Here is a 20,382-nt window from a genome sequence, read left to right as displayed (position 1 = left end):
ACGCCTCCTCGATCGCTCCGGATGTTCACGCTCGACAAGGCTCGTCAGATTTTCCCGGAGACCATGACCGCCGACGCCGTGCCGGCCATCACCGCACGGTTCAAGCTTCTCAGCCCTGAAGACCAACTGGCCCTGATCTGGTTCGCCTACCTGGAGATGGGACAAACCATCACCGTTGCGGCACCTGGCGCAGCCCGCATGGCGCTGGCGAAGCCCACCCTGGATGAAATCGTGGCGATGAGCTTCGACGAGCAAACCAAGGTGATGTGCGACCTGGCCGCCAAGATCAACAGCCCGGTCTCCAGCCGTTATGCCTTCTGGTCGGTGAATGTGAAGCTCTGCTTCTGGTACGAGCTTGGAGAGTTCATGCGTCAGGGCAAGGTCGCGCCGATTCCCCAGGGTTACAAGCTTTCGGCCAACGCCAACTCGGTGCTGGAAGCGGTGAAGAAGGTGGAGCAGGGCCAGCAGATCACCCTGCTGCGCAATTTTGTGGTGGATATGGGGTATGACCCCGACGTGGACGACAGCAAGGTGGTGGCTGAGCCGATCGTGGCGCCGACTCCGGAAGATCAGCGTGAGGAGATCTTCATTCCCGGCGTGCTGAATCAGACGATTCTCAACTACATGCAGCTGCTCAATGCCAACGACTTCGACAACCTCATCGATCTCTTCCTCGATGACGGCGCCCTGCAACCTCCGTTCCAGCGTCCGATCGTGGGGCGCGACGCCATCCTCAAGTTCTTCAAGCGCGACTGCCAAAACCTCAAGCTGATTCCTCAGGGTGGCTTCGGTGAACCTGCCGACGGTGGCTTCACCCAGATCAAAGTCACCGGCAAGGTGCAAACCCCTTGGTTCGGCCGGGAAGTGGGCATGAATGTGGCCTGGCGCTTCCTGCTCGACGACAACAACAAGATCTACTTCGTGGCGATCGACCTGCTCGCTTCACCCGCCGAGCTGCTGAAGCTTGGTGGCAAGTGATCCCTCAGGGAGACGCCGCTGGAGGGGATTACAACTGGCGGGGCTGATCGCCTCCGCCTGGTTGTTCACACTCATTGCTGGACTCCGCCTTCCCTTCCAGCAGCTCCACCCTTTGGCCCTCGTGGCCTTCGTGATGCTGCGCAGCTTTCTGCACACCGGGCTGTTCATCGTGGCGCACGATGCCATGCACGGCACCCTTGCTCCAGCAAACCGCCGCAAGTTGAATCGAAGGATCGGCCAAGGCTGCCTCTTGGCCTATGCGGGCCTGAACTTTGAGACGTGCCTGAACCATCACATTCAGCATCACCACTCGCCTGGATCTACCAAGGATCCCGACTACTGCAACGCGGCTGATCCCTCACCCGTTGCCTGGTATGCACGCTTTCTCAGTCACTATCTGAACCCGATGCAGTTGCTCAAGCTGGCGTGCTGCATGGCCCTTTTGCTGTTGATCATGCCCGCCAATCAGCACCAGCCACTGCTCACGTTGGTGTTGATCTATGTGCTTCCTTTGATCATCAGCTCCTGGCAACTTTTTGTGGTGGGAACTTTTCTGCCGCATCGCAAAAATCCCCACAAAACTGATGGTTTCCATCAGCCCATCAGCCTCAATCTTCATCCGATTCTGTCGTTCGCAGCGTGTTACCACTTTGGCTATCATCGCGAACATCACAGTTATCCAGCAGTGCCCTGGCATCAGCTCCCAGGAATCCGCACTGCAGTCGCCCAAACCTGAACCTGGTTCAGCACCCCTGTCCCCAACCCTCAACTTTTCAAAACCATGTCAGCAGCTGACTGGACACACCAGGAACAATCAATCGCTAAACACGCCTTTGAAGCGGGCAAGCAGCGCTCGATTGAAGCTCTGATTTTGATACTGAAAGAACAAAGCGCTCTGCTCGACTCACCCGAATCCATCTGGAAGTATCACGATTTCCTTAGCAGCGAGCGTTATCAATACGAAGGCCGAGCCGAATTCGATACAGCCAATATTCTGTTTAATCTGGCCGATATGATCAAACAGAATTTAATAAGTTACGAAGATCTTGAAGGCCTTGAGCAAACAAAGCTCAGCAAGATCAAAGCCATGGCCATGTTCTGAAATCAGCCCAGGCTGAACTCATGCTGTTCAACTGAGGAATGCATTGAATTGGCCTTCGGTTGAATCCTGATCGAGGCCGGCCTCAGAGCACAGGCCAGGGCACGGAATGGCTGATGCACGCCCTCCACAATCAAAGTTCCCATGGGATGGGAGTGGGCAAGATTCAGCTTCATCATCAAACAGGCTGTGAAACGGAATCTGCGTCGCCGCGATTCCTTGTTGCAGCCTCGCGGATTCAATGGCTCTTGACGAGCCAAGTAAAGGAAATCTTCCAGGCCGTACTTGAAAAGTTGTCGCCGTTGTCACGGCCGACTTTCCCTGCCCCTCTAACCATGAGCTGATCGACATGTTCAGCCATGACCAGCGAACAGGCCATTGAATTGATCGGCTCCGCTGTGGACTACAGCCAACAACGCAGCAAGCTGCTGGCCAGCACGGAGCGATTGTCCGACGCTGAGGCCATCCGCCGAGAATTCGATGAATGGCTCAACCCCACCGGGGATTGCCTGCCCCTGATGCCATGCCCGCGGCCAGAAGCGAGCTGATTGCCCCCTCAATTCATCACTGTGTATCCGCATGAACGACACGGCAGTTGACGGCTTCGCTATGAAGAGTCTGTAGCAACAGCTACAAGAACACGTTCACCTCACCTTTGGTGAGGCGCAGTTCGACTCAGGCCATGGAACGGGGACCTGAGCTTGCTTCGAGGAACCATCATGACGCTCACCTATCGCGGCCAGAAGTACGTGCCGAATCACACTGCAGCCACACGGCAGCAGCCTGTGGTTCTGAAGTACCGCGGTCTCAAGTTGGCCAAGTGAACTGATGCCGCCACATGGCGGACCTGCGGCCCTGCTCAGGCAGGGCCTTTTCATTGCTCTTCCCACAACGCCTGATGACAGCAGGCCGAAAGCAATGGCATTTTGAAACCATGAAACAGCGCTCCCTGCTGCAGCGGCTCGGCTCTTATCTGATGGGGCTGGTAGATGAGTACTGGACCATGCGCGAACCGCAGAGCTATGGCGAAGAAGCCCCCAGCTGCACGGTGCGCTGCGACGACGAGCACTGCGATCGTGCGGACTGATCAAAACGACCCGGTGGTGGTTGATACCAACCATCAACAAAAGGGTGTCGATCTGCTCAATCAGCGCCCTGAGCCGCTGAGGCGCTGAAGTGACCATTGGTAACTTCCGCTCAATCCATGGATCCGTTTTGAAAGCAACGCCTTTGCAATCACTGATTGCCGTGGAAGCCCATTGCATCCACGGTGCCTGGCAACTGGTGAGCTACCTGGTAGAGGAGAAAATCAGTGGCAACACCTTCAGGCCGATGGGTGACCACCCCATGGGCTACGCGCTGTTCACCCCGGCCGGACGGGTGTCGTTCACGCTCACCGCTGAAGGCCGCAAACCAACAACCGACCTCGAGGGCGACGCGGCTCTACTGAGCAGCCTTGTGGCTTACTCCGGCACCTACAGGCTGGAGGACGACCGCTGGATCACTGCGGTGGATGTGGCTTGGAAGCCGGAATGGGTGGGCACGGAGCAGACGCGCTTCTTCTCAATCGACGCCAACGAGCTCACGGTTCGCACCCCATGGCGGGTGATGCCCAACTGGCCGAAACAAGGCCCGACCCGCAGCATCGTGATCTTCAAGCGCTGCAGCTGAACCTTGCTCACTGCAGGGGATCAATCAGGCCATACAGCAGCGCCATGACCGCCATCTGGGTGCGGTCGCGGGCACCGAGCTTGTCCATGGCGTTGCCCACATGGGTCTTCACCGTTTCCACCGAGAGGCCAAGCAGGGTGGCGATGGCGTTGTTCTTGAGGCCGCGTGCCACCCCGGCGGCCACCTCCAGTTCGCGCGGGGTGAGTTCCTCCACCAACGGCGGCAGATCGGGTTGCGGAGTGGAGGCAGCGATGCGGCGGATCTGCTCGGGGAAGTACACACCGCCATCAGCGAGGGTGCGCAGGGCATTGATCAGATCACCGCGGCCGGTGCCCAGGCTGGATTTGAAGATCACACCATCAGCGAAGGCTTCCATCGCCTCCTGCACCACCGTCTGGGTTTCGCGCACCAGCACGATCAGGAGCTGACAGGTGGGCAACTCCGCCTTCACCCGGCGAAGCAGGTTGATGCCATAGCCGGATTCGAGATCCGAGCTGCAGATCAGTAGATCCGGCTGGGTGCGCATCACCAACTCCAAGCCTTCGTCTTCCGTGGTGGCGGCACCCACCAGGCTCGCGGCAATCGCATCAACCAGCACGAACGAAACCAGCGCCAGGCGGTCGCCGAACACCACAACAATGCGGCGCTCCTTCAAGAACGCAGAGGCCTGCGCGATCGCCTCCTGATTGGCACGGGAGTCGAGCCGAAGCTCCATGGTCGCCACACGGATACCCGGTTTTTAGCGCGGATGCTCCGGACGCACCTGCTGGGGATCACGCCACACCACGCCGCGGATGCGGGATGGATAGCGCGCACGGGCCAGCCGCCAGGCCTCCAGAGCATCGGCCACCTCCACGGTGTGGGTGGTCAGCTGACCATCGCGCTCAAGGATGAGGTCGTAGGCGGGGGACATCGCGCTGGATCGTGCAGCCCCTTCATTGAGGCAGAGATCGGCGGGTTGCACATCCCTCAACTGAGGGAGAGGGCTGCAGCAGGCACGCCGTTTTCACTTTCAGCGGTCTGCGGCCGATCGGCAATGCGCGATTTCACTGATTGCACTTGTCGCCTGGAACACCAACACTGTGTTCATTGAGATCGGAGGCACCCATGACGGCCGACACTCCACCCGAGCCAACGCAAGAAGCTCGCTGACTTTCTGGCCCCTGCTCCAACAGTTTTCACGCATCAGAGAGGGATCGCCCTTCGGCAGGCACTGAGGTTCGCCACGTCGATCGGCACTCCATCTGCACCGTTCCAGGTGCCCCACGGAGTCAACCACCCTCCCACCTAGGAACCTGGCCCCAGGCGCCACAGCCAGTCGCTTCGACCCTTTCTTTCAGTCCACTTGCTGGAGGTTGAACAACCGTATGGCAACACTGAATTTCGCAAGGTCGTGATGCACAAACGAGCGCGTTAGGCCGCCTTTCCCTCCAAGGGAAGACGGCCTCCACAAATCAGCCCAAGGCTGATTGCAACCCCCGCAGGTCTCCCACCAACAGAGACTTGCGGGGGTTTTGCCTTGACGGTCCTGGGAGGACAGCACCGTCAATAACGCTCCAGCACCCGGGTGGTGCCGTCGTGGGAGATGGCCACCACCACATAGGGGTCGGGGTCGACCCCCTCAATCTCCATCCCGGGAGAACCGATCGGCATCCCCGGCACCGCCAGGCCTTGAATATCAGGCCGTTCAGCCAGCAGACGCTGAACCGACGCCGCTGGAACATGGCCGTCGATCCCATAACCCGCAACGCTGGCGGTGTGGCAGTAGGCCTGGTTGGGGTCGATGCTGTCGTTGATCTGATCGTTGATGCGAAAGCCCGCTGCTTCGAGGTGCCGTTCCCATTGCCGGCAGCACTCACAACTGGCTGAGCGGACCACGGTGATCACCGGGCCCTCGGCGTCAGCCCACAACGGCAACGGCGAGGCGAGCATCATCGCCAACACCAGTACGAACACCAGCCGCAACCAGCGACGCCGAAGCATCTCAGGAGTGATGAAGTTGCCGGAGCAGCTTCGCGGCGAGGATGCAAGACAAGCGCCGCTTCACCAGCAAATCGCAGATCCAGTCGAACAGGGGCGGGGCATCGTCCACCGCGGCGAGCCGTTGTTCGAGGTCTTTGAGTTCCTGCTGATCGCGGCAGCCGCGGAGGGCATCAATCAGGGTTTCTTCTGTTGGCACGAATGCCAGTGGAGTCGCCACCATGCGCGAAGTGATGCACATCTCCCTCACTGCTAAAGCATCAGGAACCCCCCTGTCATCAGGCTTCAGGGAAACGTGCCGAAATGCGCAAGCCAACCTCCTGTGATGGCGACTGCGGCCGGAGGGCTTCGAGACCGGTGGTGATGGCTGACACCAGCAGCAGGGCGGCAAACCCCTGGCGCAGCCTGCGCTCAGAAACGCGGGACACCCAACGCTGGCCGAGGAGGATGCCGATGCCACCACCGAGCAGCAACGGCAGCAACAGGGGCACACTCGCTGCCGGCCAATGGCCATGACGAACCAGGGCCATCAAGGAACTGGCGGAGATCACCAGCAAACTGGTGCCGGAGGCAAGGGTCATCGGCAGGCGGGCCAGCAGCACCAGAGCGGGAACGATGGCGAAGCCCCCACCCACACCAGCGATCCCCGTGAGCAGGCCCACCCCCAGCCCCTGCATCAGAAGCTGAATCCGGCCCTCCCGGTCAGCCGCAGGCGTCGACGCCTGTGGCTGACGCAGCATCAACCCGGCCGCCGCCGTGGCCGCCAGGGCAAACAGCGTCAGCTGCAGTGAGGGAGCGATCACACCGCTGCGCACCCAGCCCGCACCCAGCCAGCTGCCGGCAAGGGCGGGGATGCCCAGCCACAGGGCCGGTCGCCACGCCACCCGCCGCTGCTGCAAGGCCGGGATCAGGTTCGCCAGAGCCAGGAGCAGCACCACCAGCAGCGACAGCGGCACGGCCTCGCGCAGCGGCAGGGCCAGACCCGTCACCAACAGTGGCAGCAGCAGAATCGAGCCACCGGCACCGAGCAGGGCCAGCAGGGCGCCGATCAGAACACCGCCGCCGAGGAGCAACAGCACACTCAAAGCCGCACCCGATTCCAGGGCATCACCGCCAGCAGCCGAGCCATGCCGCAGAAACCGCTGATGCCGGCAAACACCAATCCCGCGCCGACAAACCAGCTCAAAGCGATCCAGGCAGGGGCCAGAACCTGGCTACCGATCAACCCCAGCAGCACCAAACTGCCGGCCGCGATCTGCACCTGGCGCATCAGCGGCAGGGGAGCACCGGCCTGACGCTCCACTGGCAGGCCCGCCTGCTGCCAGCCCTCCAGGCCACCCTCAAGATCCATCACCGTGCGGCCTGGCCAGCGCCGCTCCACCAGCGTTGCGGCCTGGGCGCTGCGGTTGCCGCTGTGACACACCAACACCAGATCACCCTCCGGCAATTCAACGCGTTCGATTCTGTCGAGGGGAATGCAGCGGCTGCCAGGGATGCGGCCGCCGGCCACCTCCATCGGCTGGCGCACATCCACCACCGTCACGGAGGCCAGACGGGCATGCAGAGCAAGGGGAGACAGGTGTTGAGACATCACAGACACGGAGAGAGAACAGAAGAGACAAGGGGCTCAGCAGCTCTCGAGCGGATAGCCCTCATCCGCCCAGCGATGCAGACCGCCGCGCAGATTGGCAACACGGGGCCAGCCGTTGCGCTGCAGCTGCTGGGTGGCGAGCGCCGAACGACTGCCGGCGTAACAGACCACCACCAGCGGGCGATCCCGAGGCACTTGCGCCTGGCGTTCACCAAGCTCTGAGAGCGGCAGGTGAACGCTTCCAGGCACCCGACCATCGGGGCCCTGCCATTCCTCGATGGAGCGCACATCGAGCAGGGTGAGCTGATCGCGATGGGCACTCACCCAGTCGGGTAGCACTTCATCGAGACCGGCATAGGTGCGCTGCAGCGGAGCCCAGGGCTCCTGGGGTTCGCTCGTCTGCGGGGGGCGACCACTGCGCAGGTTGCCCGGCACGGCCACATCGATCCGGTGAGGGTGGGGCAGGCGCAGATGGTCCATGTGCAGCACGAAGTCCTGCTCGCGCGCAGCCCCGCCGAAGCGCGGGTTGAAGCGCCGCTCCTCCGCCACGCTGGTGACGGAACGGCCGCTGTAGTCGTGGCCGGGATAGAGCAGGCAGGTGTCCGGCAAGGTGAGGATCTGGCCCTGGATCGACTGCCAGAGCTTGCGGGCACTGCCCTGCTGAAAATCGCAGCGGCCGCAGCCGCGGATCAGCAGGGCATCACCGGTGAAGGCCATCGAGGCGTCGTCAAGCACATAGGTGAGGCAGCCATCGGTATGCCCCGGTGTCGCCCGCACCATCAGCGAACGGCTGCCGAAAGGGATGCGGTCGCCATGGGCGAGCGGCCGGGTGACGAAGTCAGCCCCGGCAATGGCCGACAGGCCGATGGCGCAGCCGCTGGCGGCACGGAGGCACCAGCTGGCGGTGACGTGATCTGCGTGCACGTGGGTATCGAGGGAGGCCACCAGCTGAAGCCCCAGCTCACGGATCAGGGCCAGATCACGCTGCTGGCGTTCGAACACCGGATCGATCAGCACCGCTTCGGCGGTCGCAGGATCCGCCAACAGGTAGGTGAAGGTGCCGGTGTCGGCATCCTGGAGCTGGCGAAACAACAGGGAGCCAACCCCGGCGGCGAGCTTGGCCAAGGACTCAGCCATCAGACCCTGCGAATGCACTTATGACTTTACACGCATAAACTCGTAACGCCATAATCAGCACAAACGCCGTACCGCCGTGGCTGACGCAAAGCCGGGAGCAGAGCAACTCGCCGAAATCAGCCGCTTCTTCCGGCTGCTGAGTGAACCGGCCCGTCTGCAGCTGCTCTGCGAGCTGCGCGACTCACCCAGCGACGTGCAGACGCTGATGGAGCGCACCGGCTTTTCCCAGTCGCACATCAGCCGGCAGCTCAGCCAGCTGAGCCAGGCCCGGCTGGTGCGCAGCGAGCGCCAGGGGCAACGGCTGATCTTTCACGCCGATGATCCCCTGGTGGATGACCTCTGCGCACTCGTCAGCCAGCGGCTGCGGCAAACCCTGGAAGCCAGGCTGCAGACCCTCGCCCCAAGCGCTCCCAAGCACTGATTGCGATCCATCATGGAGATTGCTCCATCGCGGTGCCTTGATGCCCTCGCTTGATTTCGACGGCGACTACGGACGCAGCTATCGCCAGAGCATTCAGAACTCCATTCCCGGCCACGAGGTTCTGCACGAGATCGCGGTTGCAGCGGTGCAGAGCACAGCCAGCGATGCCCAGCAGGTGCTTGTGGTGGGCCCCGGCCCGGGCGATGAACTCCCCCCTCTGCTCAACGCCTGCAGGGATGCTGCGCTCACCGTGCTCGAGCCCAGTGCCCAGATGCTGGAGCAGTGCCACCACACCCTGGCCGATCACCCCGGCAGCGCGCGCTGCCGGCTGCTGCAGCACAGCCTGAATGGGGCCCTCGAGAGCGAGCTAACTGGCGCCCGCTTTGATCTGGTGGTGTGCCACAACGTGCTTCACCTCCTACCAGGCGAAGAACAGGTCGTGATGCTGCAGCAGCTCAGGCAGTGCACAGCGGATGGCGGCGTTCTGCTGCTGAGCGCCTACAGCGAAGCGGAGGCCCCCGAGAGCCAACGCTTGGTGTTCAAGGTGGCGCGGCAACGGCTCCTGGATCGCGGCGTGCCACCGGAGACGCTTGAGGCGATCTTCGACAGCCGCAACAAGGTGGTGTTTTCCCTGGATCCAAGCCGGCTCTCAGGGGTGCTGGCGCAAGCCGGCTGGCCTTCTCCGCTGCAGCTGTACCAGGGATTGTTCAGCCGCCTCTGGCTGTGCCGGGCGCAGCCCTGATTCAGGCCGTTCGATAGGCCTCGAGGAAAGAGCTGCGCACCGCCTGCAGCAGGGAGTCTGGAAACGACAATCCGCTGCCTGCTGCATAGCGGGCGATCGCTTCATCAAGCTGATCGTTGAGCACCAGACACTGGGCTGCTGAGAGGGCCAGGGCTCGTTGATACACAGCGGCATCCCTTTTGCCGGCATGGAACAGGCGGCAGCCTTCATCGATCAGGTCTCGGAGCACAGGATCACGCAGATCGATCAACTCAGCTCCCTGCAAAACGATCCGCCGCTCGCGGATCACCTGGCGCACGCGCTGGAAGGAGGCTTTCGCGAAGGCGTCCCCCAGCCGATCAGGTGCCTGCCTGCGCTCGCGGATCTGAATCAACGCATTCAGGAGCTCAGCCGCCTTGAACACCGCCAGATCCCTGCGCTGCTGAACACTCAACGCACTCAGCGCAGGCAAGTAGGCATCCACAGCATCAAGGTAAGCAGGCGATTTCTCACGGAACGCCGGTAAGGATCGCCATTGCATCAACCCAGGCAGTTCGGATGCCCTTCTTCTAGCGGCGTGTGGATGGCTCAGCTGCAGAGCCATCCCGCCCACCATCTCCACGCACAACGTCGCGAATGCAAGGGTGATTGGCGCCTTCCTGGGCTGGCTGGCCTCCCGGGTGATCCTGTGGGCCTCCCGGCCTCAACCCAGAGGTGAGCGCTGAAGCCATCAGCGCTTCAGTTCAAGACTCAAACGCTCGGCTTGCATCGGAGCTGATGCCACAGGCAGAGCTGTGATGTTGAAGGTTTGGGTGGTGGCAACGGGCCCAAAACTGCAGCGCATCCGCGCCTGTTTCCACGACTGACTGATGCGGCTTGGACTCTCCACCGTTCGGCTCATAAATGTCACGGAGGGATCCAAGGCATCACAAATCACCTGCGACGCCTCCCCTGAATCCTTGGGCGTGATTCCAATCTTGAAAACCAGTTCTGTGCCGGGCTTGTAAGTCACATCCAGGCTGTTCCAGAACTGCAAGCGCTCGCCTTTGCGCAGGGTGAGGGTGGTTTCCCCTGGCTTGATGGCCTCGGGTGAAAAGGTGAAGCGGTGCAGAGGCTCACCGCCCATGCAGCCGGTGACCAGGGCCAGCGAGCCCAGGGCGAGACCCCAAATCGGCAGTACTTGAAGGCGCATCGCTGACCAGCCGCTGCTACAGAGCTAGCCAGGGGTGCTGCTCGCGTCAGGCGGGCTTGCGCTGCCCCTTTTGTAGCGGCAGTTGGATGGCTATGACGATGGAGCAACGGCTGACCTACCCGTGCCATCGCCCACTGAACGCACCAGCAGACCCGCCCGCCACCTGCTGGCTCCGCTGGCGGCGGCCGTGCTTCTGGGCGCGTGCAGCCAGCCCAGCCCGGATAGCGCAGCCCCCGCGCCAGATCCTGCGGCATCAGCGCCGGCCACAAAGACAGCGACCGAATCCAGCTCCAGACCCAAGGGCTGGGACAGCGTCAATATCACCCAAGGCACCATTACGTCAGCCCTCATTTGCGGGTGACGCAGATATAGATCGCGTGGATCACAGCCACAGGCCACATGATGGCCATGAATGGCAGCCCCAGACCTCCGAAGCTGAGCAACCAGAAGAGCAGATTGAGCCAGAACGCACCGGTGAGACCCACCTGGGTGGCGACCGCCAGGGGCGGCAAAAAAAAGGCCAGGATGATGCGAAGGAGGTCGCCGAGCGTCATGGGTCTGAAGATGACTCCCACTTGCTAGCCAATCCCCCCGTTTAGGGATGCTTCAGCGGCGCTGAAGGCAATAGCGCCCGGAGCTGAACCAACCAATCGGACAGCCATTGCCTGTTTTCTCGATCGCCTGCCGTTGGTTGCTGGGGCTGCTCAGGCAGTAGCTGCCCGATGCGTAAAACCCGATGGGGCAGCCATTGCCGACTTTTTCAATCGCTCCTCTCACGTTGCCGCTCTTGCTGGGAACGCAGTAATCGCTGGAGCTGTAATACCCGATCGGACACGAGCCGACCTTGGGCAACGGACGCACCGGCTGCTGGGCCAAGGCACTCGGGAGGCACGCAGCGGCAAGCCCCAATGCAACAACGAGCGTGGCTGGACTCCGCATCGACAACCTCATTGTCCCGTGAGCGATGGCGGCGTGAACGTATCGGCCACCGCCACGATCCAACGGGCGGCGGCAGCCGTCACCTGTTCCTTGGTGACGTTGAACTCCAGGTTGTGACCCTTGGCGAGCAGATCGGGAATGATCGTCTGCCAGGCCATACCGGCGGCACTGGCGTTGAGATCACCGATCAGCACAAAGGCCTTGGCGGCACCGGTGACTGCATCGGTGTACTCGGCATTAGCGGACACCTGGCTGCGGTACCAGTCGCTCACCTGATCACGCTGGGCCTTGCTCAGAAACGGCGGCGCCCCCACCAGATAGGCATCGAGCACCAGCATCGGACTGGGCACGCTCTGGCCGGGATGCTTGAGCGCAAACCAGGCCTGGCCGATGGAGGCGGCATCGGGCCAATGGCAGAGGATCGCGGCGTCCTGGCTGTCGAGCGATCGCTGCGCCGCCAGGTCATCGATGCGTCCTAGCAACTCCGCGCCAGTGACCGGCGGCTCGGTGCGGGAGTGTTCAGCCCGGGCCTCATTGATCGCCTCGGCCACCGCCGCTTCGTTTTCATTGAGCTGCTCGAGGGCCCGCTTGAGATTGGCGTCGGCATCGGCAGGGCTGGGCACGAGCACAACGAGCAATCAGCCTTCCAGCCTCTCACCGGCAAGGCGGATTCAGCACTCATCCAACTTTCAGAGACTTCAACCAGGCCAGCACTCCGGTGATGAACAGAGGGGTGGGAACCATTGCGTGAGCGGACGATTCCCCTCAGATTGCGCTGGAAGATTGACTTTGTCCTCCCTCAGTTGAGGGAGCTCAATGGAGGCCGGCCTCCCTCAGTCGAGGGAGGCAATGCTTCAACGCAGTCTTCAGGCTGCAAGTTGTGTTGCCTGAGGCCGACGAAGAGCTTCTCCATGGGACAGCCCGGCATTAATCCACCGGAACACTAGAACGATCACACCCATGCCAACCGCTAGCGTTGACAGCAATGACAGCACTGCTGGCAGTGTTCAAGCCATGGCCACCCTCACGATCCGCAACCTTGATAACGCCGTGCGCGATCGGCTCAGGCGACGCGCCGCCGAGCATGGCCACTCGATGGAGGAAGAGGTGCGCCAGATCCTTCGCCAAGTGGTTGAACCCACGAAACCAGCGGCAACCAAAGAGGGATTGGGCTCACGCATTCACAACCATTTCGCCCGCCTCGGGGGCCTTGAGCTGGAGCTGCCAGCTCGCAACGACACCCCAACCGCGGCAAGCTTTGAGCCGTGATCGTTCTCGACACCAACGTGCTGTCGGAACTGATGAGGCAGCAACCGGCTGAGGCCGTTCTGGCCTGGGCGGATCAACTCTGCCCCCAGGAGGTGGCCATCACCGCCATGAATGAAGCCGAGATTCTGAACGGCATCGCCCGACTGGCCGACTCACATCGCAAGCAACAGCTTGAGCAAGGTTGGGACGCCCTGCTCAAGTCCGTGCTCCAGCACCCGGTGCTTCCGTTCAACAGTGATGCGGCGCACTGGTTTGCAGCCCTGGTGAGCCATCGCGAAGGCATGGGCCGGCCGATCAGCACCGCTGACGCCGTGATCGCCGCCACAGCTCTTGCCCATGACGGGCAACTGGCGACACGCAACGCCTCTGATTTCACAGCCATCGGCCTGGACTTGATCAATCCCTGGAGCCTGGATGGCCGATCCATCTGATCCCAGCAACTGCCCCTGCGTCCTCGGCATCGACGCTGCATGGACGACCCACAATCCCAGCGGTGTGGCCCTGGCGCAACGAGCCGCTGAGGGGTGGCAGTGTCTGGCCCTGGCCCCCAGCTACGACGCCTTTCTCGCCATTGCCGCTGGGGAACCCTTGGATACGAGCCGAAAAGCCCAGGGCAGTGAACCCGATCCCGCCGCACTGCTGGCGGCCTGCCAACAACTGGCGGGGCAGCCCGTGGACTGCGTGTCGGTTGACATGCCCCTGGCAACAACACCGATCACCAGCCGGCGCGCCGCCGACACCTCCATCGCCAGCCGCTTCGGGCCGAAGGGTTGCGCCGTGCACAGCCCATCAGCCGAACGTCCCGGTGCCATCGCCGATCAGCTGCGCGAACGCTTCGCCGAGCTCGGCGTTGCCCTGCACACCACAACTACGGCTCGCAAAGGGCCGGCCCTGATCGAGTGCTACCCCCATGTGGCCCTGCTGGCCTTGCTCAAGCGCGACTATCGTGTGCCCTACAAGGTGAGCCGCTCAGCCCAGTACTGGAAGGCGGAGCAGCCACCGATTGCTGAGCGGTTCAGGCGCCTGCTCGGGGAGTTCACCGCCATCCACCAAGCCCTCAGCCAGCGCATCAGCGCCATCCCGCTCACCCTGCCCCAGCCCAATGAGGTGACCACGCTCTCGTCACTCAAGCCGATGGAAGACATGCTCGATGCCCTGATCTGCGCCTGGATCGGCATCGAACACCTCGACGGCCGCACCGTTGGCCTGGGGGATGCCACCGCGGCGATCTGGTTGCCGGCAAAGCTGATGGAGTGAGCAGACTATGGAGGAAAGCGGCAGCCCCCTCTCCGCACCCATCAACGAACCATGATCAGCGCCCTGCTCAACATCCTCTGGGTAGTGCTCGGAGGGTTTGTGATGGCCCTCGGCTGGTGGCTAGCAGGCCTGCTCTGCGCAATCACGATCATCGGGCTGCCCTGGGCACGCTCCTGCTTTGTAATCGGAAGATTTTCGCTCTGGCCGTTCGGGCAGGAAGCTGTGAACCGCAGAGACCTGAGCGGCCGGGGAGATCTGGGCACCGGTCCGCTGGGGTTGCTCGGCAACGTGCTCTGGTTTCTGGTGGCTGGCTGGTGGCTGGCGATCGGCCACCTCAGCTCCGCCCTGGCCTGCTTCATCACCATCGTGGGCATTCCCTTCGGGATCCAGCACATGAAGCTGGCCTTGATCGCCCTGGCGCCGGTGGGGATGACGGTGGTGCCAGCAACTGGATCACGGTGAGCAGCCCCTAGGGCTTTTTCTCTGAGGAAGCGTGGAACTCTCAGACGCATCACCACCGATCCACAAGCAGAGTTGAGAGCGCAGGTTGCGAACGTCCAAAAAAAAGGAGGGGCCCTAATCCCTCCTCGCAAGACGCATTGCCCCCCTTCTCCAAGAGGGAACTCCACCAATGTGATGGAAGAAATACCTACGCGTCGTCACCATCACGACAAAACGACTCTGATGTGAGGCAACCAAGAACTTCGAGGACTCCCTCGGTCCTCCAGCGATGTCGGTGAGACGTCAGCCCGTCTACGACAGGAACGGAGTGACCTCTCGTATTGCTCGCTTCCGACACCCCTTCAGGATGGATCAGGGGTCATGCCGTAGGCCGTTGCCGGCGTAGGGCGAAGTGTCGGGCCTTTCAAGCTGCTGGGGCCAAGGTTCCAGGAGATGGCGCCGGATCGAGGGCAAGCCCATGGATGGTGCGAAAACTTGTAGAGCAGTGGCTTAAAAAGTCAGGCGACTTCTCGATTGTGCTGCGGTGGAGTGTCGGCTGTCATCAGCGCCTCCGATCTCGATGAACACACTGTCAACGCGCCGCCAGCACTTGGCTACCAGCCTTAACGCTCATTGCCTCCACCCCTGAAACCGGCGAAAGTCAGAACGGCGTGCCTGAAGAAACAGCAGTCAGCGCAGATGTGGCCTTCGCCATTGGCGCCACGACTGATGCCGACCGACTGGTCAAGCCAATCCTTGTTGACTCAGCAAAGTCTTAGAAACAAATCACCCATTCGGGGGAGGAAATCGCCTGGGGTTCCAGCGACATTGATTGCAGAACTTCATCAACTTATGGCTACAGAACAAAAGCACTACGCACGCTCATCATTTTCCAAGGGTGTCACAAAGCTAGGGATTTCAATTCTGCAGACAGCAAAGCAGCCTGAAAGAGCATTTCAACACGGCCGATATTTTGGAATTCCAGCCAATACCAAACTGGCAAAAGACACTTTTGAGAGGGCTCTGGCCACCCCAGAAGTGAAGAACCTACTGGCCAACCGGCCTTCACAAACATGGCCAGATCTTGAGCAAATGGCTGCCATGCCCAAAGGGAGTCTTGGATGGTGCGTGCATCGCCGATTGGAGAAGCTTGGGATCTCTTTTTTAGTTGATCAGTCTCAGGTGCCCGAATCCCAAACGGATGAAGAGTTCGTCATAACGAGAAGTACGCGTTTGCACGAAATTCACCACACGATTCTTGGTCTACCGATCACAGTGGCCGGCGAAGCTGCTGCGACGGCGTTTTATGCAAGCACTGGCTCAAGCCCCTTTCATATCGGAATTCTTTCATCTTGGATGCTGCGTGGTGCCTACGAACCAGGTGAGCGCAGGCTGATCTGGGATGCAATCGGTTTCGGCATTGCAATTGGCCAGGAGGTTCCTGAACTGTTCTCGCCTCGCTGGGAAGAAGGCTGGGAAAGGCCGATCACCGATTGGCAGGATGAACTGGGACTCAGTGAGCTCCTGAAAACCTCTCCATTCCAGGATGAATTTGCAAACATCTATGGATTAAACCTCGAATGATTGAGGTCTGAAGATGCGGGCTCTGCCGTGTGGTGGGCCATGGGAGAGGACATCAATCCTCAACAGGCCCTCTGGCAGATCCCGCCCACGACCATCGCCAGCCTCAAGCACCACCATGGCCTGCGCGCTGGCGGTTACAGCCAACCCCACCGCCGACCCACAGCTCTCCACCTTCCCTTGCCAAACCCTCTGGTGAGATTCAAGGGCGCTTCAGGCATCGACACCGCCAGGGGAGACCACACCCCCCCGGTGGTATGGCCCTGGCCCTGCTGGATGGTCCACCGCGTCCGGGCAGCGCCGCTGCAGCCCTGGATCAAGCCAAGGCCAACGCCAGCTTTGCGCTGCGCGACTCGCCCCGCTGGACGCTCGCCGCCAGAGATGCCGATCTGCAGTTCCCGGAAGCGGCCATCAGCTTCTCCTGCTCTTTGGGCGTACCGATCAATGCAACGGACACGCCCAGACTGCTGCTGCTGATGCGCCGCAGCATGACGGACCTGGGGCTCGCCACCTACCCCGCCAAGAACCGCTACCAGCGCCAGCGCCCGTTCATGGTCAACAACCAACCCATCTGCACGCCTGCGGATGAACAGGGCTTACGCGGCGACGGCTCCTATCCCTCGGGCCACACTGCGGTGGGCTGGGGGTGGGGATTGATCCTGAGCACGATCGCGCCGGAACGCAGCGACGAACTGATTGCCAGAGGCCGGGCGTTCGGTGAAAGCCGCAGCATCTGCAACGTGCACTGGCACAGCGATGTGCAGGCCGGTGAGTTGATGGCCTCGGCGACCACCGCCAGGCTTCACGCTGATCCTGTCTTCCAGGCTGATCTCCAGGCAGCACGTCAGGAAGTGGAGGCGCTCAGAGCCAGGCAGGCCCAGCCCAATGGCGACTGCACCCTGGAGGAGGCAGCCTTGGCGAATCGCCAATAAGAGCAAAGGGCAGGGGCACTCAGCCGAGCGACTCCAGCACCTCAAGCGCATCCAGCTCCACAACGAGAGCGCAGCATCGCTCAATCCATTCATCATCGAGCAGCATCGCTCGGGACGTGATGTTGGGATCCATCTGCCAGTTGTGGAGAAAGAGAACGGAACTCAGGCAACGCAAAGCAGCGAGTTGAACATCAGCCCAGGCATCGCTGAGGGTGTAGTCCTTCACGCCATGAGTCCTCAAACTCTGATGCCAGAGGGCACAGAGCTCGCGCAGCTGTCCCCGCCTGGCGGGCATCGGCACGCTGCCGCCGATGAGGAAGGCGAGATCCATCGCAGCCATCGAGCGGGTGGGGGTGCCCCAGTCGAGCAACACGACGTCACGCTGCGAGACATTCCTGGCGAACAACACATTTTCAACCCGCAGATCGGCGTGAACCAGGGTTGCCGGCCGCTGGGCGATGGCCGCATCGATGGCCTGCGAGTGCTCGATCACCAGAGCGATCGCCTTGAGCGCCTCAGGTTCAACACGCAGCTCGTAATCATCGAGGAAGCTGCGATAGAAGGCTGACAGCGTTTCGCTGCTGCCCTTGAACCAGAACTGATGACGAGGCAACCAGTCGTGGTTCAGTAAGGCTGAGGACGTCCAGAATCGGGCATGCACCCTGGCAATGGCATCGAGAACTCGGGAACAGTCCTTGGCGTTGACACCGCGGACCTGGTTCCCGACCGCCATTGCCGAGAGATCCTCCAGCAGCAACCAGCGCCCCGCATCGCTGGAGCCATTGCCCGTTGCGTAGGCGTGAGGCACCAACGACGCCAGCTGAGGAGCCAACGAGCGATAAAAACCCACCTCCCTGCCGAAGGAATTGAGATGAAGGGCCAGTTCCCGACCAACAGGATTCTCACTGTCGATCTTGAGAATCAACGAGTCCGGCAGAGCATCGGAGGCTCCTCGCGGCTTGAGGCGCATCGTGTTGGACACAAAGCCCTGAGGCACTCCCAGAGGTTCAATGTCGAGTGCCTCAACGCCGATATTTAAGTGCGCGCTGAGCCACTCCGAATCAATGGCATCGCCAGAAGGAAGAACCGGCATCAAAGCATCAGCTTGCGCAACACTGAACCATTGAACCCTCAAGAGCAGAAACAAGCTGATGCAGCGCGGCTGCCTTCCTTACAGTCTCTGCCAACAGCACACAGCCCATGGCCAAGCTTGCAGAACTCAAGCTCAAACGTGTTCAAAAGCTGAATACGGCCGACAGCTCAGTCGTGATCCGCAAGCACAAAGAAGTGCTCAATTGGATGATGCGAACGTTCGGGCTGGACACCTACGGGTTGATCTGGGCGCAGTTCTTCAAGGGAGTGGGGCTGGGAGCCCTGGCTATTTGGCTGTTGCTGCGTGCAGCACAGTGATCGCGTTGTGGGCTATTGGTCATCCTCCTCGGGTGCCGACATCACCCCTAGACAACAACTGAAGGAGTCATTTCGATCGTGCTGCTTAAGGTGAGGCTGGCATGAAAAATTTCAAACACCGTATCGATACGCTGCGCTTCAAACTTAGAGATTTCCAATGTCACAGCGAGGTGATCAAGGAAGCGTCGCTCCTCTGGTTCAAAGGGGCCATCGGAACGCATCAGTTCTGAGGCCATCGCATAGGCCGTCATGCACTGCGCTTTCGTAAGACACTTCGCTGCCTGAAGCATCATTTGATGAGCCCCGACAGAGCGTCGTAACTCCAGGAGTTCATCCAACAGAGCAATCATTTCGCCATCAGCCATTCGACAAAAAGGCTCGCGATAATCCAAGGCATGACGAAAGGCCCGCGTGCCCGCTTTTGTGAAATGACTGTCCCAGGACACAGCTGCAAACCCCACAGCTGCAAACGCCGTTAGAGAATCCATAACCAGGTGATGGAGAACTTTCGTTATGGCTTCGGCTCAACAACCGTTGTTGTGGCAGCCAATACAAGCTTGAAGCCTTAAGTGATTATGCCTATCGCTCAAAACTCTCGAAATCAAAGCCAAGGTCATTCCTGTCATCGGCTGGTGTGTTGATTCCGCTTCAATTGCAACCAGATCGCTTTCTCCAGCGCAGTCAGCTTTGGTGCTGTCTCATTCAGCACGGAGGTGGCACGACTTTTTGCGGTGTGGATGTACTGCGTTGTGCGGTCAAACTTGTCGAATGACATAACCAAAAGCGAATGCTCCCTCAGTCGTAGTCACTTTCATCCGACAACTGATGTGTCAGTGATGACTGAATGGCTGATCAACTCTGCTGCATCAAGCCTTAGATGACCGTTGAGCTGTAGACCGCATCTCATGCGCAAGCAAATCCTTGGCCAGAAGGGTGAGGGCAACACCCATCAGGGCAAGAGCCGAACCCTGATTGCCGTCAGACGCAACCGCTACATTCCGAGACAACTCCAGATGTTTTTCCCAAGAAAAATGCATGAAGCCCAGTCGTCAGAGCATTTATAAACCGATCAGCTCTTCCGATGTGAGTGATCAGCCGCACTCAGAAACCTTCCGTAATGACAGCAATGTATTGAGCTGACCATGATTCCCTGCCATTGGTTGCAACCACTACGTTTTTAATTTGCTGCATCCAGAGTTCTGGATTACGTTCCGCTTGCAAAGCCACAAGCCAATGGAACCGATCGCGTTGACTCTGGGCCAGAAATTTGAAATCGAAAAGTTCTCACGCGAGATTGACAACTCCGACGATCTGCAGGCATTGCGCAGTATTGCCAAAGACCTTTTAGTCGCCTGGCAACAGCAGCAAGCCGCCTCAGCCTGGGCTCTGCGTCAGACCCAGGGACTCTGAATTCTGTTCTCACCATTCCGATTTCTCCGTTTCGAAGAACATTGAACAACAATCAAATGGTCACCACAATCACGATGGAAATTGATGCATTGCGTCTACTTCACCGTTCTGTGGCAGAAGCTTACGCAAACTGGCCCGGCGGCGATCCCAACGAGCAGGCCTGCCTGCTCAAGATGAAAACCCAGCTGTATGCAGCCTTGATGGATCATCTCCTCGACTGCGGTTCGATCTGAAGGATCCAGAAAATAGCACCGGGTTGATAGACAGGTTCCAACGGCAAGATGTTGGGAACCTGTCCATGGGCAAAACAATCAACCGTTGCCAGTTTGAAGGCAGACCCGGAGAACAGAAAT

33 protein-coding genes are annotated in these 20,382 nt (G+C 60.5%); 18 read left to right on the top strand and 15 right to left on the bottom strand.

Annotation, left to right across the window (positions count from 1 at the left end):
* Positions 1–21: 21 nt before the first annotated feature.
* From SynMEDNS5_RS04580 to SynMEDNS5_RS04570, 3 genes are read left to right on the top strand one after another with little or no spacing between them, the layout of a single operon-like run.
* A complete protein-coding gene (locus SynMEDNS5_RS04580; protein ID WP_186585007.1) occupies positions 22–978 on the top strand; it encodes an orange carotenoid-binding protein in 957 nt (318 codons plus the stop codon).
* Positions 968–1,714, top strand: a complete 747-nt coding sequence (locus SynMEDNS5_RS04575) for a fatty acid desaturase (RefSeq protein WP_186585002.1) — start codon at positions 968–970, stop codon at positions 1,712–1,714. The genes SynMEDNS5_RS04580 and SynMEDNS5_RS04575 overlap by 11 nt, the downstream gene beginning before the upstream one ends.
* A 45-nt stretch (positions 1,715–1,759) precedes the next feature.
* On the top strand, positions 1,760–2,080 hold the full coding sequence (locus SynMEDNS5_RS04570) for a hypothetical protein (protein WP_186585001.1): 321 nt from the start codon (positions 1,760–1,762) through the stop codon (positions 2,078–2,080).
* Positions 2,081–2,082: 2 nt separating this feature from the next.
* Here the strand turns inward: SynMEDNS5_RS04570 and SynMEDNS5_RS04565 are convergent, their stop codons facing one another.
* On the bottom strand, positions 2,083–2,223 hold the full coding sequence (locus tag SynMEDNS5_RS04565) for a hypothetical protein (protein ID WP_186586041.1): 141 nt from the start codon (positions 2,221–2,223) through the stop codon (positions 2,083–2,085).
* Between the two features lie 213 nt (positions 2,224–2,436).
* On the opposite strand from SynMEDNS5_RS04565, the gene SynMEDNS5_RS04560 reads away from it, so the two are divergent.
* The 4 genes from SynMEDNS5_RS04560 to SynMEDNS5_RS04545 all read left to right on the top strand — a co-directional run bounded on the left by SynMEDNS5_RS04560 (position 2,437) and on the right by SynMEDNS5_RS04545 (position 3,748).
* Positions 2,437–2,625: a hypothetical protein gene (locus SynMEDNS5_RS04560; RefSeq protein ID WP_186585000.1), complete on the top strand. Its 189-nt coding sequence runs from the start codon at positions 2,437–2,439 to the stop codon at positions 2,623–2,625.
* 171 nt (positions 2,626–2,796) lie between these two features.
* Positions 2,797–2,901, top strand: coding sequence for a DUF4278 domain-containing protein (locus SynMEDNS5_RS04555; RefSeq protein ID WP_186584999.1), 105 nt, complete (start codon positions 2,797–2,799; stop codon positions 2,899–2,901).
* A 110-nt stretch (positions 2,902–3,011) separates the two neighbouring features.
* Positions 3,012–3,164, top strand: a complete 153-nt coding sequence (locus tag SynMEDNS5_RS04550; RefSeq protein ID WP_186584998.1) for a hypothetical protein — start codon at positions 3,012–3,014, stop codon at positions 3,162–3,164.
* 89 nt (positions 3,165–3,253) lie between these two features.
* Complete coding sequence (locus SynMEDNS5_RS04545) at positions 3,254–3,748, top strand: lipocalin-like domain-containing protein (protein WP_255440312.1); 495 nt, start codon at positions 3,254–3,256, stop codon at positions 3,746–3,748.
* 7 nt (positions 3,749–3,755) lie between these two features.
* Here the strand turns inward: SynMEDNS5_RS04545 and SynMEDNS5_RS04540 are convergent, their stop codons facing one another.
* The 7 genes from SynMEDNS5_RS04540 to SynMEDNS5_RS04510 form a co-directional block, all read right to left on the bottom strand.
* Entirely contained in the window at positions 3,756–4,463 is a 708-nt protein-coding gene (locus tag SynMEDNS5_RS04540; protein WP_186584996.1) for a response regulator transcription factor, read from the bottom strand.
* 24 nt (positions 4,464–4,487) lie between these two features.
* Positions 4,488–4,712 (bottom strand): hypothetical protein, encoded by a 225-nt coding sequence (locus SynMEDNS5_RS04535; RefSeq protein WP_186586040.1) that lies wholly within the window; start codon positions 4,710–4,712, stop codon positions 4,488–4,490.
* Positions 4,713–5,293: 581 nt separating this feature from the next.
* The gene (locus tag SynMEDNS5_RS04530) at positions 5,294–5,731 is read right to left on the bottom strand and encodes a DUF411 domain-containing protein (protein WP_255440311.1); all 438 of its coding nucleotides are present in this window, start codon (positions 5,729–5,731) and stop codon (positions 5,294–5,296) included.
* Position 5,732: 1 nt separating this feature from the next.
* Positions 5,733–5,951 (bottom strand): hypothetical protein, encoded by a 219-nt coding sequence (locus tag SynMEDNS5_RS04525; protein WP_186585844.1) that lies wholly within the window; start codon positions 5,949–5,951, stop codon positions 5,733–5,735.
* A 55-nt stretch (positions 5,952–6,006) separates the two neighbouring features.
* A complete protein-coding gene (locus tag SynMEDNS5_RS04520; protein WP_186584994.1) occupies positions 6,007–6,813 on the bottom strand; it encodes a sulfite exporter TauE/SafE family protein in 807 nt (268 codons plus the stop codon).
* Positions 6,810–7,319 carry a rhodanese-like domain-containing protein gene (locus SynMEDNS5_RS04515; RefSeq protein WP_186584993.1) on the bottom strand — a complete coding sequence of 170 codons (510 nt, stop codon included), beginning with the start codon at positions 7,317–7,319 and terminating at the stop codon, positions 6,810–6,812. The genes SynMEDNS5_RS04520 and SynMEDNS5_RS04515 overlap by 4 nt, the downstream gene beginning before the upstream one ends.
* A 36-nt stretch (positions 7,320–7,355) precedes the next feature.
* A complete protein-coding gene (locus SynMEDNS5_RS04510; protein ID WP_186584991.1) occupies positions 7,356–8,456 on the bottom strand; it encodes a rhodanese-like domain-containing protein in 1,101 nt (366 codons plus the stop codon).
* Positions 8,457–8,532: 76 nt separating this feature from the next.
* On the opposite strand from SynMEDNS5_RS04510, the gene SynMEDNS5_RS04505 reads away from it, so the two are divergent.
* Together SynMEDNS5_RS04505 and SynMEDNS5_RS04500 are read left to right on the top strand one after the other, a co-directional pair.
* A complete protein-coding gene (locus tag SynMEDNS5_RS04505) occupies positions 8,533–8,877 on the top strand; it encodes a metalloregulator ArsR/SmtB family transcription factor (RefSeq protein WP_186584990.1) in 345 nt (114 codons plus the stop codon).
* Between the two features lie 40 nt (positions 8,878–8,917).
* Entirely contained in the window at positions 8,918–9,619 is a 702-nt protein-coding gene (locus SynMEDNS5_RS04500; RefSeq protein WP_186584989.1) for a bifunctional 2-polyprenyl-6-hydroxyphenol methylase/3-demethylubiquinol 3-O-methyltransferase UbiG, read from the top strand.
* Between the two features lies 1 nt (position 9,620).
* Here the strand turns inward: SynMEDNS5_RS04500 and SynMEDNS5_RS04495 are convergent, their stop codons facing one another.
* The 5 genes from SynMEDNS5_RS04495 to SynMEDNS5_RS04475 all read right to left on the bottom strand — a co-directional run bounded on the left by SynMEDNS5_RS04495 (position 9,621) and on the right by SynMEDNS5_RS04475 (position 12,352).
* The gene (locus tag SynMEDNS5_RS04495; protein ID WP_186584988.1) at positions 9,621–10,139 is read right to left on the bottom strand and encodes a hypothetical protein; all 519 of its coding nucleotides are present in this window, start codon (positions 10,137–10,139) and stop codon (positions 9,621–9,623) included.
* 189 nt (positions 10,140–10,328) lie between these two features.
* Entirely contained in the window at positions 10,329–10,790 is a 462-nt protein-coding gene (locus SynMEDNS5_RS04490; protein WP_255440310.1) for a hypothetical protein, read from the bottom strand.
* 347 nt (positions 10,791–11,137) lie between these two features.
* The gene (locus SynMEDNS5_RS04485; protein WP_186584987.1) at positions 11,138–11,344 is read right to left on the bottom strand and encodes a YqaE/Pmp3 family membrane protein; all 207 of its coding nucleotides are present in this window, start codon (positions 11,342–11,344) and stop codon (positions 11,138–11,140) included.
* Positions 11,345–11,396: 52 nt separating this feature from the next.
* Complete coding sequence (locus tag SynMEDNS5_RS04480) at positions 11,397–11,729, bottom strand: hypothetical protein (protein ID WP_255440309.1); 333 nt, start codon at positions 11,727–11,729, stop codon at positions 11,397–11,399.
* 8 nt (positions 11,730–11,737) lie between these two features.
* Entirely contained in the window at positions 11,738–12,352 is a 615-nt protein-coding gene (locus tag SynMEDNS5_RS04475) for a hypothetical protein (RefSeq protein WP_186584985.1), read from the bottom strand.
* A 337-nt stretch (positions 12,353–12,689) separates the two neighbouring features.
* On the opposite strand from SynMEDNS5_RS04475, the gene SynMEDNS5_RS04470 reads away from it, so the two are divergent.
* The 6 genes from SynMEDNS5_RS04470 to SynMEDNS5_RS04445 all read left to right on the top strand — a co-directional run bounded on the left by SynMEDNS5_RS04470 (position 12,690) and on the right by SynMEDNS5_RS04445 (position 17,209).
* The gene (locus SynMEDNS5_RS04470; protein ID WP_222929781.1) at positions 12,690–12,998 is read left to right on the top strand and encodes an Arc family DNA-binding protein; all 309 of its coding nucleotides are present in this window, start codon (positions 12,690–12,692) and stop codon (positions 12,996–12,998) included.
* Complete coding sequence (locus tag SynMEDNS5_RS04465) at positions 12,995–13,429, top strand: type II toxin-antitoxin system VapC family toxin (protein WP_186584984.1); 435 nt, start codon at positions 12,995–12,997, stop codon at positions 13,427–13,429. The genes SynMEDNS5_RS04470 and SynMEDNS5_RS04465 overlap by 4 nt, the downstream gene beginning before the upstream one ends.
* Positions 13,413–14,255: a DUF429 domain-containing protein gene (locus SynMEDNS5_RS04460; protein WP_186584982.1), complete on the top strand. Its 843-nt coding sequence runs from the start codon at positions 13,413–13,415 to the stop codon at positions 14,253–14,255. Before SynMEDNS5_RS04465 ends, SynMEDNS5_RS04460 begins: the two co-directional genes overlap by 17 nt.
* Before the next feature lie 51 nt (positions 14,256–14,306).
* Positions 14,307–14,717, top strand: coding sequence for a YccF domain-containing protein (locus tag SynMEDNS5_RS04455; protein WP_006041019.1), 411 nt, complete (start codon positions 14,307–14,309; stop codon positions 14,715–14,717).
* A gap of 708 nt (positions 14,718–15,425) precedes the next feature.
* On the top strand, positions 15,426–16,280 hold the full coding sequence (locus SynMEDNS5_RS04450) for a Coq4 family protein (protein ID WP_255440308.1): 855 nt from the start codon (positions 15,426–15,428) through the stop codon (positions 16,278–16,280).
* Between the two features lie 254 nt (positions 16,281–16,534).
* The gene (locus SynMEDNS5_RS04445; RefSeq protein ID WP_186584980.1) at positions 16,535–17,209 is read left to right on the top strand and encodes a phosphatase PAP2 family protein; all 675 of its coding nucleotides are present in this window, start codon (positions 16,535–16,537) and stop codon (positions 17,207–17,209) included.
* Between the two features lie 19 nt (positions 17,210–17,228).
* On the opposite strand, the gene SynMEDNS5_RS04440 is transcribed toward SynMEDNS5_RS04445, so the two are convergent.
* Positions 17,229–18,302 (bottom strand): phosphotransferase, encoded by a 1,074-nt coding sequence (locus tag SynMEDNS5_RS04440; protein ID WP_186584978.1) that lies wholly within the window; start codon positions 18,300–18,302, stop codon positions 17,229–17,231.
* 107 nt (positions 18,303–18,409) lie between these two features.
* On the opposite strand from SynMEDNS5_RS04440, the gene SynMEDNS5_RS04435 reads away from it, so the two are divergent.
* A complete protein-coding gene (locus tag SynMEDNS5_RS04435; protein WP_186584975.1) occupies positions 18,410–18,619 on the top strand; it encodes a hypothetical protein in 210 nt (69 codons plus the stop codon).
* Between the two features lie 47 nt (positions 18,620–18,666).
* On the opposite strand, the gene SynMEDNS5_RS04430 is transcribed toward SynMEDNS5_RS04435, so the two are convergent.
* Positions 18,667–19,065, bottom strand: coding sequence for a tellurite resistance TerB family protein (locus tag SynMEDNS5_RS04430; RefSeq protein WP_370593573.1), 399 nt, complete (start codon positions 19,063–19,065; stop codon positions 18,667–18,669).
* A 787-nt stretch (positions 19,066–19,852) separates the two neighbouring features.
* Between SynMEDNS5_RS04430 and SynMEDNS5_RS04425 the strand changes: the two genes are divergently transcribed.
* Entirely contained in the window at positions 19,853–20,029 is a 177-nt protein-coding gene (locus SynMEDNS5_RS04425) for a hypothetical protein (RefSeq protein WP_186584971.1), read from the top strand.
* 56 nt (positions 20,030–20,085) lie between these two features.
* On the top strand, positions 20,086–20,262 hold the full coding sequence (locus SynMEDNS5_RS04420) for a hypothetical protein (RefSeq protein ID WP_186584969.1): 177 nt from the start codon (positions 20,086–20,088) through the stop codon (positions 20,260–20,262).
* Positions 20,263–20,382 lie beyond the last annotated feature (120 nt).

It is taken from the genome of Synechococcus sp. MEDNS5 (genome assembly GCF_014279875.1).
Taxonomy (GTDB): domain Bacteria; phylum Cyanobacteriota; class Cyanobacteriia; order PCC-6307; family Cyanobiaceae; genus Synechococcus_C.
Note: the sequence above shows the minus strand (reverse complement) of the source record. Positions and strands in the feature narration are given on the sequence as shown.